Consider the following 12880-nt stretch of genomic DNA (forward strand, 5'->3'; position numbering starts at 1 on the left):
ACAAAGCAAATTGACGCATGAGATCCTCGATTGGAGATCGGATTGCCGTAGTGTAGACTGCTGACTCCCGTATTTCACACCACTGCGCAACCAGGAGCACGATCGTTATGACGACTACCAATACTTCTCTTATCGAACGTTCTTCGTGGAAAGCACTCGAAGAGCATGGGCGGCAGATCCAAGGCAAGCATCTTCGCAGTCTCTTTGCCGATGATCCGCAGCGTGGGACACGAATGACGGCCGAGGGTGTGGGAATATTTCTCGACTACTCCAAGAACCGTGCGACGGATGACACGGTGAGGCTCCTCGTCCGTCTGTCGGAGGAGTCCGGGTTGCGCGCACGGATCGATGCTATGTTCGGAGGCGAAAAGATCAACGTGACGGAAAAGCGCGCCGTGTTGCACACCGCACTTCGAGCCCCGCGAGGCGCATCGATCGTCGTGGACGGCGAAAACGTCGTGCCGAAGGTCCATGCGGTCCTCGACAAGATGGCGGGATTTTGTACCAGCGTGCGAAGCGGAGTCTGGAAAGGGCATACGGGCGGGCGTATCCGCAATGTGGTGAACATCGGCATCGGCGGATCCGACCTCGGACCCGTCATGGCCTATGAGGCGCTCAGACACTACAGCGAACGAAACATGACGTTCAGGTTCGTCTCAAATGTCGATGGGACCGACTTCGCCGAGGCCGTCCGGGATTTGAATCCTGCCGAGACGCTCTTCATCGTGTCATCAAAGACGTTCACGACGTTGGAGACGATGACCAACGCGCACACCGCGCGGGAGTGGCTCCTGAGGGGGTTGGGCGGCGACGCCGCCTCTGTCGCCAAACATTTTGTCGCCGTGTCCACGAATGCGTCCGAGGTGTCGAAGTTCGGGATCGATACGGCCAACATGTTCGAGTTCTGGGACTGGGTCGGGGGCCGCTATTCGATGGAATCCGCAATTGGTTTGTCCACGATGCTGGCCGTCGGTTCTGACCATTTCATGGCCATGCTGAAGGGGTTCCATGAAATGGACGAGCACTTCCGGACCGCTCCCTTTGACCGCAATCTGCCGGTGCTCATGGGCTTATTTGCCCTCTGGTACGCGAACTTTTTCGGCGCTCAGACCGTGGCGGTTCTCCCGTATGACCAGTATTTGAAACGGTTTCCGGCATACCTGCAGCAATTGACGATGGAAAGCAACGGCAAGCACGTGACACTCGACGGAAAGCAGACCGCGTACGATACGGGGGCGATTTATTGGGGAGAACCTGGCACCAACGGCCAGCATTCCTTTTATCAACTCATCCATCAGGGGACCAGACTCATTCCTTGCGATTTCATCGCCTTTCAGCGGTCACTGAACACTCTTGGCAGACACCACGAGATCCTTATGGCTAATGTCTTTGCTCAAAGCGAAGCGCTCGCGTTCGGCAAGACTGCCGATCAGGTCAAGCAGGAAGGTACGCCCGAGTGGCTCGTGCCTCACCGGGTATTCGAGGGGAACCGACCGTCCAACACGATTCTCGTCGATCGGCTCACGCCGGAAACGCTTGGCAAGCTGGTCGCTCTCTACGAGCATTCCGTCTTCACCCAAGGGGCAATCTGGGGAATTGATTCGTTCGACCAGTGGGGGGTGGAACTCGGGAAAGTACTGGCTCAGCGCATCATTCCTGAATTGGAGAACAGCGGTGAGCCGAAACTCGGTCACGATAGTTCTACGAATAATTTGATCCGGCGGTATCGCGTCCGGTCACGCGGCTGACGGCTCAGTGTTGAGGGTCAGGCGGTAAAAAAGAGAAGCGGGGATTGCACAATATGGACACATGGTGGAGGTTTCCTGTAAGCTCGGCCCCCCAATCGGGAGGAACTCAGTCATTAGGAGGAGGTATTATGCGCACACATGTCATGGCAGCGTTGATGATCGCGGGGTTGGCAGTGGCCACCGTGGGCTGTACCAGCTACTACCGCGTCACGGATCCGGCCTCCGGCAAGACCTACTACACCACGAAAATTGATGATACCCGTGGCGGGGCCGTCAAGATCAAGGACGACAAAAGCGGAAGCACGGTGACCCTGCATTCGTCCGAGGTCAAGCAGATTTCGTCGGATGAATATGAAGCTGCTCTCAAACCGCCGCCACCGCCTGTTCAGAAGTAATGTGACGCAGGCTATCTGGTGAAGCAGGGGACGCAATGGATCGACGAATAACCATAATGGGATATCTGTTCCTTGTCGGTCTCTTACTCGGTTCCTTCTTCTTGTCACCGATGGTTCAGGCCGAAGAAACGGGAGATCCCCCCCTGCCGGAGAAGTTGATGGTCCGCGGCGGGTGGGCCTATGTGTTCGGGGCGACCGTCAATGCCGGAGTGGCCGGCCCGGTCCTGGGTCTTGGCACCACGGTCGACTTCACAAATACGCTGGGTGGAAGAAGCAGCACCGATGCCTTCCGAGTCGATACGCTCTATCGATTCAATGATCGTCATGCTCTCGGATTTTCGTGGTATCGCGTGGGATTGGGCGGAGAGAAGGCCCTCAATCAGCAAATACAAATCCGAGACAACATCGTTGCAGCCGGTGCGGCGACCCAGACCTCGCTGAGTTTGAACACGTACCGGTTGCTGTACAACTATTCTTTTTACCGGAACGACAAAGTGGAACTGGGCGTATCGCCGGGGCTGTACATGATGCGGACCACGTTCAACTTTGCCGCACAAGGCACGATCAACGGCGTCGTCAATAACACCACACTCGTGAATGAGCAGATCACGCTGCCACTCCCGTCCATCGGGTTCGTTGCAAACTACAACATCACGCCCAGATTGGCGTTTCAAAGCCGATACGACTTCTTCTATCTGAGCATCAATAAATATACGGGGGCGATGTTTGAATTCTACGCCGGCTTGGAGTACCGGCTGTTTAAACATTTCGCATTAGGAGCGGCGTACGACCGTTTGCAGGCCAGTCTGCGAGGAGACGGCAACCAGGGGTTCAACATCGACTTCAGTTACAATCTCGCATATGTGTACGCAAGTCTCTATGCCTTCTAGCAACGTAACGAATGATTATTCATCCGCTCTGTGTCTCTCCTGAAAGGGCTGTCTGCTGCGGCGGTAACGAGGTTGGAGAATCGAAACGATTGGAACATTCTGTACGTCTGCGACGCCTTGTATTTCTGAATGTCGGACATCGGCCGGCGATCAACTAGCGCTCGGCGCTGTTCGTGCCCGTATTCTTGTGTCACGTCCAACAAGTCACCAGTTCCTCCCTTGCCATCCCGAGACCCGACCTTCCCGACGACGAACGTTGCCCAAGGATAACGAAGGAGGGATTCCATGCGAAGCATGATTCGAATGCTGTGTTTTGCGACGATTGGCTTCTGGCTCGTCGTGCCCGGGGCAATCTGGGTGCTGCCTCTTCTGGCAGAGGAAGGCGTAAGGCAACCGACGCTGAAAGATCTACTCGAGCAGCGGCCATCAGAGTCAGCCACGGCGAATGACATTGCGCACGGCGTGCCTGAGGATCCTTTGGGCCGGGGCACACCCCGATCAGCCGTTCGCGGCTATCTGCTGTCCGTAAGGGCGAGGAACTATGCGCAGGCGGCCGAGTATCTGGATCTTCGCAATCTTCCCCCGGACATGAGCGAGAGTCAGGGGCCGGAGTTGGCCAGGAAGTTACGAATCGTCCTGGATCGCACACTGTGGATTGATTTGGAAACCCTCAGCACCAATCCTGAAGGCGAGGGGGACGACAACCTTCCGGTGGTGCGCGATCGTCTTGGCCACGTTGGAACAGAGGCCAGAACCTACGATCTGCTCCTCCAACGCGTGCCGCGAGGCGATGGCGTGTACATCTGGAAGTTTTCGGGTGTGACCGTGGCAGAAATTCCGGAACTCTATCATCTCTTCGGGTATGGTCCGCTTGAGAAAATCTTTCCGGCCTGGCTTTTTGACGTGTCGGTTCTCGGGATCCATCTGTGGCTGTGGGTAATTTTCATCATTGTCGGAGCGGCACTCTATCCCGTGGCCATGTCGATAACCTGGTTGATCATTCAGGTCATTGACCGCTTCAACAAGAATCTCGCCGAGCAATTCAACCGGCTATTCAGAGGGCCCGTCACGCTGCTGCTCTGGACGGTGATCGGTAGGAACGCCATGGAAATGATCGGTACGACCGTGGCCACTCGTGCGTTGGGGCAGAGTCGGACGGTTCAGGTGTTTGGGTTGGCATGGCTCCTCATGCGTATCATTGATTTTGTTGCGCAACGGGCCGGTTCCAATCTGGATCGAAAGGGTCTCGCAGGATCACGGGTGCTGCTCGTGCCGTTGTCTCGGTTGGTCAAGTTCATGGCGTTGGCCGGTGCAGTCCTTCTGTGGTTGGACAACGCAGGCTACAAAGTGACGACCTTGCTGGCCGGACTGAGCATCAGTGGCGTGGCCGTCGCATTGGCTTCTCAGAAGAGCCTCGAGAACATTTTTGGCGCCGTGACATTGTTCTCAGCCAGGCCGGTCAAGGTTGGGGATTTCTGCAGCTTCGGTTCCGAGATAGGAACAGTGGAAGAAATCGGTCTGCGCGCAACCAAGATCCGGACACTGGAACGGACCGTGATCACAGTGCCCAACGCCGAGTTTGCGAACATGCATCTGAACAATTATTCGATGCGCGACCGGTTCTGGTATCACCCGATGCTGCAGTTGCGTTATGAAACCACCCCTGATCAGATCCGCTACATCCTGGTCGAAGTTCGCAAAATGCTTTACGCACATCCAAAAGTCTTGTCCGAACCGATGCACGTGCGTTTTAAGAACTTCGGTGAGTACTCGCTGGACATCGAAGTCTTCGCCTACATGGGCGTCACGACCTATGACGAATCGTTGGAAGTGGCGGAGGATTTGAATCTGCGTGTCATGGACATCATTGCGGCGGCCGGATCCGACTTCGCCTTTCCTTCACAAGTCGAGTACTCGATTCCAGGAAAGCCGTTCGATGACGAGCGGGCCAAAGCGGTCGCTCGCGAAGTCAAGCAATGGAAGGCCGAACGAAAACTCTATTTGCCGAATTTTCCTAACGAGACCATCGCGGAGATCAAAGGGTCGTTGGCATATCCCCCGGAGGGATCGCCGCAGTATGCTCCGGCCAAAGGATGACCGTGAGCGAACGTTCGATCTTCTGTCAGTTATGCCGGTAGGAGGAAGTGCTTCGGTTCGGTGGGCAGGCAATGGTGGTCATCGTCAATGCAACGGGCGGACGAACACGACGGCGAGAAATACAAACAAGGAGGAACGTCATGCGAATGATCATTGCGGCGATCATGCTGGGGCTTGTCTCTGTGCAAGGGTGCGCGTCAGAACCGGCGCCTGCGCCCGGGCCCGGTCGATCGAATGCTCCATCCGCGGTTCCGGCTACAAGTCAGGCCGGCTCCGGGACCACGAACGCTGACATTCTGTTAAGCAAGATCAAGGCAGACAAGAAGCTGCTGGTCGCCACGAACATGAATCTCACGGAGGCCGAAGCGGCGAAGTTCTGGCCGTTGTATGATTCGTATCAGCAGGAGTTGCAGCAAATCAATCAACGGCTTGGCCGGACCATCGCGGAATATGCCGATGCCTATCAAAAGGGACCTTTACCCGATACCACGGCAAAGCATTTGCTCGACGAGGCGCTTGCTGTCGATGAGGCCGAAGTGGCCTTGAAACACACCTATGCCGAAAAACTGACCCGGGAACTGCCGGAAACCAAGGTCGCGCGGTACATGCAAATTGAGACCAAGATCCGGTCACTGTTGAAATTTGAATTGGCGCGTCAGATACCATTGGTTCATTGATCTGAACAGTCTCGGAAGACCGGAGCGGCGGAAGGCGCCGGCCGATGATTCATGACCATGGAATGTGAAGACGCACGGTGAAGCTCTTCCGCAAGAGTCATGGCAAGCGAGACCTGTCAGTTTTGACAGTTCCTCGCCCCTCGCCTTCATGGCACAACTAGCGGGTAGAAATCCCAAAGGAGAAGCATGGAAGGACTCATGAGGCGCACAGGGACGTGGTGTCTGGTTTTGCTGCTGACATTCCAACTCGGATGCGAATACGTCCGGCCGACCTTGAACGCCCCGCTGAGGCAATGGGTGCCCAACGGTGGCTACCGGTTTATCGGTCTGGCGCCTCCTGAGGCCGAGAATTCTGACAGCATGCTGATCGTCGCTGCGTTTTCAGGCGGAGGAACACGTGCATCGACGTTGGCCTTCGGGGTGCTTCGGGAACTGGCTCATCAGGAGATCATTTGGGAAGGCAAACGAAAACGCCTGCTCGATGAGCTTGATGTGATACACGCCCTGTCCGGTGGAACTTTTACCGGCGCGTACTATGTCTTGAATCGTGACCAGATCTTTCATGATTTCGAATACCGCTTTCTTCGGAAGGATTGGGAAACCGAGCTCAAGGAGAGGGTGTTCAAGTCTCCAAGCAACTGGTTCAGACTCTGGTCCCCGTATTTTGGCCGGGCACATCTGATGTCCGAGCTGCTCGACGAAGCCTTGTTCGATCATAAGACCTATGCAGACCTGGCTGCCTTGCACCAGCGACCCCTCCTGATCATTCATGCGTCTGATATGGCCACGTTGTCGCGATTCGAGTTCACGCAGTTTCAGTTCGACTTTCTTTGTTCGGACCTCGGTGAATTGCCCATTGCCTATGCATCGGCGGCATCCGCTGCGTTGCCGCTCATACTGAGTCCGATTTCCCTCAAGAATTACGCCAATCAATGCAGCTACGAGATTCCTGCCTATCTGGAGAAAGCCAAACGGGGGGGCAGGATCGGCGCACAGCGCGCCAATGAATTGCTTTCGTACACGGATTCGCAAAAGCGACCCTACATTCATTTGCTCGACGGCGGATTGTCCGACAACCTTGCTCTGCGGGGCCTGATCGAGGGAAGCGGCCTTTCGGGTGGATTCGAAAAGTTGCTCATAGCTGCCGGCGTGAAAAACATCAAGAAATTCGTCGTGATTTCGGTCAATGCCGAGACATCCCCTGACGTGGTCGATTTTCGAAGCGATCACATTCCCGTGATTTCCAAGGCCATGGGGTCGTTGGTCGATATCCCCATCAATCGGTATTCATTCGATACGACCACACTCATTAAAATGGGCATCGACAAATGGCGCGACGAGCTGAGGCTGAAGCCTCGAACTCCAGACAGCCCGTTTGCATCGGATGGCGATATTTACTTCATCGACGCGAGTTTGAATGAAGTCGAAGATCCCGACGAGCGGATCGATCTGATGAAGATTCCGACGACCCTGTACTTGACGGATCCGCAGATCGACAAGCTTGTACTGGGGGCCACAAAACTCATTCGCAATAACAAGGAATTTCAGCGTCTCATGCAGGATATCGAGGCGCCGCCGTTGGAGGAGTCGAACATTCAGGCGGACAAAATGCCTCTTGCGAACTGAAAGCGTCCGGTCTGGTGGCAGGGGCGGCCGGTTCAGTTCACACTGAAGCGGAACGGCGCAGTGACCATGGGGGGCCAGGTGGAGTCTATGACGGAACATCACTTTTCGCGACGAGTGGGGGCAATCTTCTCGTTTCTAGTCTTCGTTGTGTTCCTCTCCGGATGCGGCGGAGGGTCTCATCAAGGGCAACCTGGCTGGACGAAAGTGGATCTTACGGATGTCCAGCCGGTTATCGGTGATTGGGAGGGAACCGTGACAAAAGCCCAGGACATTCTGCCTGTCGGGTCCGTTCTGCTGAGGATTCATGAGAACGGCACTTATCAGTTCGTGGGCCAGAGTTCGTCCGATGTGGCCGTCGGCACAGGGCATCTTGAGGCACAGGGTGGCGAATTGAAGGGAGACACGGAGATCCGTGTGCTTCGGCTGAGCTTATTCAGCCATCGATCAAAACCGGTGCTGATCGTCGATGCGGCTCATCGGCTGACTGGCGCCCGGTATCATGGCGAATTCACGAAAGCCAAGTGATCGATATACGCATTCTGAGAGGGGACTCCCGTATGGCTAGGCTTTCATCACTATCCCCGACAGGCAGAGCAGAGGAGCTCATGCCAGACCACCTGCATAGTCTGAGCAGGCTATGTCATGAGACATATGCAAAAGGAGTATATATGAAGCCGATAGGCCTCATTACGATTGTCCTGTGCGCCCTACTTTCTGTTCAGACATACGCCGCGACAGACAAAGACATCACGGTCGTTCGCGTAACTCCCTCCGTCGATCTCAAACAGGTGCAATATGTGTTATCGCATCAGCGCTCGGAAGTGTTCGAGCAGGGTATGGAGCTGGAGTCGGGTCAATGGGACATTTTCTGGCGCATCTATGATCAATATGAGAAGGAGAAACAAAAGATTGATGCCAAGCGGTTGCGGTTGCTCGGCACGTTTGTGAAGAGCCAGGGAGCGCTGACTGGTGATGAGGCGACGAAGTTGATCAAAGCCTCTGGTCTCAATCAACAGGCGGATCTGGCACTACGTCAGAAATACTTCCAAATTTACAGCAAGAAGCTGAATCCGATTGTGGCGGCGCGATTTGTTCAGCTCGACGATATGGCCGGACTGGTCATTCGTCTGGCGATATTGGGCAATGTTCCATTGATTCGAAACGCATCCGAAACCGAAGGAGAGCAGGCCGCGTCCTCACCTTCGGTACAGATTGAGCAGCCTGCGGCGACTGGGCAGTCGCCCGCATCTCAACCATGATGCCACGATAGCCAACGATCGACCGCAGGGAGGCATAATGACATATCGCTATGTACTGATCGTCCTGACGTTGTGCACATGGATGGCCGGCGAGGCAACCGCCGGCCTCGACGTGTTTGTCTATCCGAGCAAAGGACAGAGCAAGGATCAGCAAGAACTGGATGAGTTTGCCTGTTATAAATGGGGCAAGGAGCAAACAGGATTTGATCCGACTCAGACGGTGCAACAGGCCGCTCCACCCCAGCAACACGGTCAAGTGGTCGGCGGCGCCGCCAGAGGCGCTGCTTTGGGGGCGATCGGCGGAGCGATCGCAGGAGATGCCGGGAAGGGTGCGGCCATCGGGGCGGCCGTGGGTGGAGGAGCCGGCGCGATGAGGCGCAGAGGCCAAGCTCGGCAGGCCGAGGCGGCGCAACAGAAAGCCGAGGAGAAGTATGAAGCCAGCCTCGCCGGCTATAAGCGCGCATTCTCTGCCTGCATGACCGGACGAGGCTACACGGTCAGCTGAGCAGATGGTTGCGTATCGTTTCGATAGGGGAGTGATATCCCTATGAACCATATCCAGATGTTGGATCAACTCAGCGGAAACTGGGGATGGGTGTTCTTGCGCGGAGCGGCCGGGGTGACGTTCGGCATCCTCGCTTTGGCCTGGCCCGGCGTCACTCTCGTGGTCCTCACGCTATGTTTCGGCGCCTATGCGTTGACAGACGGCATCTTTGCCTTATTGGCGGCGTACCGGAGGCGTGAGGGACGCAACCCGGTATGGCCGTGGGTGTTAGTTGGGCTTCTGGGTGTCGGTGCCGGGACTACGACGTTTCTCTGGCCGGAGATGACGGCATTGGCCCTCCTGATGTTCATTGCCTTCTGGGCTTTGTTCATCGGCATACTCCAAATTGCCGCGGCGATTCGTCTGCGCAAGGCAATCGACAACGAATGGTTACTTGGCGCGTCGGGCGGCTTATCCGTGCTCTTCGGTGTACTTATGATTGCGAGTCCAGGCGCTGGTGCCGTGGCTGTCGCCTGGATGATCGGGATCTATTCGATCGCATTCGGCATATTGCTTATCGTGCTCGGGCTCCGGTTGAAGAGATTTCACGACAGGAGACACCAGCACAGACATGCCGGTGCAGCCCAAAGCGGTTGACATCGTCCAGCGATCGGAACAACGAATCTTTGCCTGTGATGGTTCTCCGTGAAAGTCAGGATGTGTCTGCGATGCGCCAACAGAGTCGTTCCCTTCAGATGCTGCCACTGATAAATTCTTGTCGTTGACACCCACTCTGTTCATGTCATATGTGATTTAGGTAGATATGTTAGAACCGGGGCTCTCTGTTCGTGAAAAGCTTATTGCCGAATGACCAGATCAGCAATCTTGTATTGACTGCCATACTCTGCCTGGCAGTCGGCGCTGCGCATGCCGAATCACGGTTCGATGCATTGGCGGAATTATCGTACAGTGAAAACCGTCCCACAGCTGAGACGGCACAGGCCCTTCGCGATGAGGTGCTGTTTCAACGCGCAACTCAGATCTATCTTTGGGCCTTGCCGCTACTGAATACACTCGGCATGAAAGAAGGGTCGGAGCAGGCGTTCGGATCAGGCTATAAAATTCTGCCCGTGTGGAAGCGACGGCTCGATGCCAATACATTGATCACAACTCCGAACTCCGATGTCATCTACGCGATGGGGTACGTGGATCTTGGCGCAGATGGTCCGCTCGTGTTTGAAGCTCCGCCGAAGCTTCAGGGCATCCTGCTCGATTTCTGGCAACGACCAATTCCAGCCGACGGCGGAAAGTATTTCGGGGATGTCGGACTGGCCGGCCCTGACAAGGGAAGGGGAGGAAAATTCCTCCTGTTGCCTCCCGGGTACAAGGGTCACGTACCGAAAGGCTATTACGGCTATCGATCCTCCACAAACAACGTGTTCATATTTCTGCGGGCCTTTTATCAAGATCCGGACAATCTGACCCCGGCCGTGGAATTGATCGAACGATCAAGAATTTATCCATTGGGCAGAAAAGAGGACGCCGGTGGGATGGTATTTCCCGATGCCTCCGGCGTGCCGGTCAACATGCTGCCGGCCACTGACAGTCGGGCATTTGATCAACTCAAGCGTCTGATAGACAGCGAGAATCGAACCGTTGCGGATAAGGATTGGCTGGGCATGCTGGCGTCGATTGGAATCGTCAAAGGGGAACCATTTAGCCCGGATGCGCACGCTCGCGAGATTTTGGATCGGGCTGCCAAGACCGCCTACAAGATGAGCCGCGTCATTGGCTTTCAAGATGTCGTAAGCGGGCGCTCATTTCTCATATATCCGGATCGCCGCTGGCTCAATCCGGTCGCCGATGGTACGCCCGACAAACCGGCAGGCCCATTCGATCTGGCTTGGAAACGCACTCAAGAAGGATATCTCGATCTCGACATGCGGATCTGGTTTTTTACCAACTACTATTCGATCAGTCCAGGGATGATGTCGCAGATACCTGGGAAAGGAGCCAGGTACATGGTCGCGTTTGTGGATAGCCAGGGCGCCATGTTATCCGGAGGAACACAGTATCGCTTGAGGCTTCCTCCTGCTATTCCGGCAGCCAATTTCTGGTCTGTGACTGTCTACGAAGCCGAAAACGGGTCGGGCCTGGCCAATGGCCGACCCTTTCCTTCCCTAGGTTCTCGCGACAAGCCAATGACCAACGATGATGGTTCGACGGATCTGTTTCTCGGGCCGACGGCGCCGGAGGGCAGGGAAAGTAACTGGCTTGCCACGGTACCGGGCAAGGGATACTTTGCCATTCTGAGACTCTATGGTCCCACCGGGTCAGCCCTCGATAAATCGTGGAAGCCGGGCGACATTGAATCCATAACGGCGACCGAAGTGTCCGAGAAGGAAGCGCACGATCTCACCAATAGATGAAATTCCGGGAGGCAACCTGAATCACGAGTGAAGACCAAAGAATCACGAGAACCGTATGGATAATATTTTGAAAAGTGAGGACACGACTATGAGATGTACACGAAAGGCAGTACTGCTCGCGCTTGTCGTCTTTTTGGTGTCGGCACCGCTCAGTGCGCATGCCAAATCCGCTCGTCAAACTCCTGCCCCACCACCCAAGCCTGTTCCGGTCACGGTAGACAATTTCATCCGGGCTGAATCGGATCTCTATTTCAGTAATGTTGTGAAAGATCACGGGTTCGGCGAATTTAAACACAATCGCGTCGTGACTCCGCTTGATAAGCAGAACGTAATACGCATGAACCGCGACACGCTGTATTCGGGAGCGGTGTTTGATCTGGATGCAGGGCCGGTCACAATCACACTTCCCGAGGCCGGGGCACGATTTATGTCGATGCAGGTGATCACAGAGGACCATCTGTCGCCAACCGTCGCCTATAAGGCCGGAAGCTACACATTGTCGCATGACGACATCGATACACGGTACATCATGGTGGCAGTTCGTATCCTCGTGGATGCAATGGACATGAAAGACCTACAGCAGGCGCATGCGCTTCAAGATGCCATCAAGGTAGAGCAGGCCGGCGCCGGTCATTTCGAGGTGCCTTACTGGGATGCGGTCAGTCAAAAGAAGATACGCGATGCGCTGTTGGTGCTTGGCTCCTCAGTTCCAGACTCGAAGCAAATGTTCGGGACGAAGGAACAGATCTCTCCGTTGCGTCACCTCATCGGCTCGGCCACCGCCTGGGGCGGTAACCCGGAGACGGAAGCCGCCTACCTAAACGTCACCCCTCAAAGAAATGACGGAGTCACCGTCCACACCTTGACCGTCAGGGATGTCCCGGTTGACGGCTTTTGGTCCATCAGTGTCTACAATTCCAGGGGATATTTCGAAGCCAACAAATATGACGCCTATTCGTTGAACAGCATCACGTCCAAGAAGCGGATCGACGGCTCGGTGACCGTGCAGTTTGGAGGGTGCAACGGAAAGGTTGCCAATTGCCTTCCGATTATGCGTGGCTGGAATTATATCGTGCGACTCTACCGGCCACATCCCGAAATCCTGACCGGTTCCTGGGTGTTTCCTGAAGCCCAACCAATGAAGTAAGGCCATTCGGCCTGTGCAAGCAAAATGGACTGGTAGTTCTGACAGTTCCTCTCGTCCGGGCTTCATGGCAGAACAGCTAGGGAACTTCCCTGCTCGCAGAGGAGTTTGGAGAGGGTGGGATGTGCGAT

The 12880-nt window shown here is 55.4% G+C and carries 12 protein-coding genes; all 12 read left to right on the forward strand.

Annotation, left to right across the window (positions count from 1 at the left end):
- Nucleotides 1-107: 107 nt before the first annotated feature.
- The 12 genes from pgi to W02_RS01040 all read left to right on the forward strand — a co-directional run bounded on the left by pgi (nt 108) and on the right by W02_RS01040 (nt 12752).
- Nucleotides 108-1748, forward strand: a complete 1641-nt coding sequence (gene pgi, locus W02_RS00985) for a glucose-6-phosphate isomerase (protein ID WP_173043925.1) — start codon at nt 108-110, stop codon at nt 1746-1748.
- 128 nt (nt 1749-1876) lie between these two features.
- Nucleotides 1877-2143, forward strand: coding sequence for a hypothetical protein (locus W02_RS00990; RefSeq protein WP_173043927.1), 267 nt, complete (start codon nt 1877-1879; stop codon nt 2141-2143).
- A gap of 35 nt (nt 2144-2178) precedes the next feature.
- Nucleotides 2179-3033, forward strand: a complete 855-nt coding sequence (locus tag W02_RS00995; protein ID WP_173043929.1) for a hypothetical protein — start codon at nt 2179-2181, stop codon at nt 3031-3033.
- A 285-nt stretch (nt 3034-3318) separates the two neighbouring features.
- On the forward strand, nt 3319-5130 hold the full coding sequence (locus tag W02_RS01000; RefSeq protein ID WP_173043931.1) for a mechanosensitive ion channel family protein: 1812 nt from the start codon (nt 3319-3321) through the stop codon (nt 5128-5130).
- 140 nt (nt 5131-5270) lie between these two features.
- Nucleotides 5271-5807, forward strand: a complete 537-nt coding sequence (locus W02_RS01005) for a hypothetical protein (protein ID WP_173043933.1) — start codon at nt 5271-5273, stop codon at nt 5805-5807.
- 186 nt (nt 5808-5993) lie between these two features.
- A complete protein-coding gene (locus W02_RS01010; RefSeq protein ID WP_173043935.1) occupies nt 5994-7433 on the forward strand; it encodes a patatin-like phospholipase family protein in 1440 nt (479 codons plus the stop codon).
- 87 nt (nt 7434-7520) lie between these two features.
- The gene (locus W02_RS01015) at nt 7521-7958 is read left to right on the forward strand and encodes a hypothetical protein (RefSeq protein WP_173043937.1); all 438 of its coding nucleotides are present in this window, start codon (nt 7521-7523) and stop codon (nt 7956-7958) included.
- A 143-nt stretch (nt 7959-8101) separates the two neighbouring features.
- A complete protein-coding gene (locus W02_RS01020) occupies nt 8102-8692 on the forward strand; it encodes a hypothetical protein (RefSeq protein WP_173043939.1) in 591 nt (196 codons plus the stop codon).
- A 37-nt stretch (nt 8693-8729) separates the two neighbouring features.
- Nucleotides 8730-9197, forward strand: a complete 468-nt coding sequence (locus W02_RS01025; RefSeq protein WP_173043941.1) for a glycine zipper domain-containing protein — start codon at nt 8730-8732, stop codon at nt 9195-9197.
- Nucleotides 9198-9239: 42 nt separating this feature from the next.
- Nucleotides 9240-9833, forward strand: coding sequence for an HdeD family acid-resistance protein (locus tag W02_RS01030; RefSeq protein WP_173043943.1), 594 nt, complete (start codon nt 9240-9242; stop codon nt 9831-9833).
- Between the two features lie 233 nt (nt 9834-10066).
- The gene (locus W02_RS01035) at nt 10067-11605 is read left to right on the forward strand and encodes a DUF1254 domain-containing protein (RefSeq protein WP_370467995.1); all 1539 of its coding nucleotides are present in this window, start codon (nt 10067-10069) and stop codon (nt 11603-11605) included.
- A gap of 88 nt (nt 11606-11693) precedes the next feature.
- Nucleotides 11694-12752, forward strand: coding sequence for a DUF1254 domain-containing protein (locus W02_RS01040; protein ID WP_173043945.1), 1059 nt, complete (start codon nt 11694-11696; stop codon nt 12750-12752).
- Nucleotides 12753-12880: the final 128 nt, after the last annotated feature.

The sequence above is a fragment of the Nitrospira sp. KM1 genome (assembly GCF_011405515.1).
Classification (GTDB): Bacteria; Nitrospirota; Nitrospiria; order Nitrospirales; family Nitrospiraceae; genus Nitrospira_C.

Excerpts from the sequence above, each read along its gene's own strand:
- W02_RS01005 (WP_173043933.1), top strand. The coding sequence starts at position 5,271 with ATGCGAATGATCATTGCGGCGATCATGCTGGGGCTTGTCTCTGTGCAA.
- W02_RS00990 (WP_173043927.1), top strand. The coding sequence starts at position 1,877 with ATGCGCACACATGTCATGGCAGCGTTGATGATCGCGGGGTTGGCAGTG.
- W02_RS01000 (WP_173043931.1), top strand. The coding sequence starts at position 3,319 with ATGCGAAGCATGATTCGAATGCTGTGTTTTGCGACGATTGGCTTCTGG.
- W02_RS01020 (WP_173043939.1), top strand. The coding sequence starts at position 8,102 with ATGAAGCCGATAGGCCTCATTACGATTGTCCTGTGCGCCCTACTTTCT.
- W02_RS01025 (WP_173043941.1), top strand. The coding sequence starts at position 8,730 with ATGACATATCGCTATGTACTGATCGTCCTGACGTTGTGCACATGGATG.
- W02_RS00995 (WP_173043929.1), top strand. The coding sequence starts at position 2,179 with ATGGATCGACGAATAACCATAATGGGATATCTGTTCCTTGTCGGTCTC.
- pgi (WP_173043925.1), top strand. The coding sequence starts at position 108 with ATGACGACTACCAATACTTCTCTTATCGAACGTTCTTCGTGGAAAGCA.
- W02_RS01015 (WP_173043937.1), top strand. The coding sequence starts at position 7,521 with ATGACGGAACATCACTTTTCGCGACGAGTGGGGGCAATCTTCTCGTTT.
- W02_RS01040 (WP_173043945.1), top strand. The coding sequence starts at position 11,694 with ATGAGATGTACACGAAAGGCAGTACTGCTCGCGCTTGTCGTCTTTTTG.
- W02_RS01030 (WP_173043943.1), top strand. The coding sequence starts at position 9,240 with ATGAACCATATCCAGATGTTGGATCAACTCAGCGGAAACTGGGGATGG.
- W02_RS01010 (WP_173043935.1), top strand. The coding sequence starts at position 5,994 with ATGGAAGGACTCATGAGGCGCACAGGGACGTGGTGTCTGGTTTTGCTG.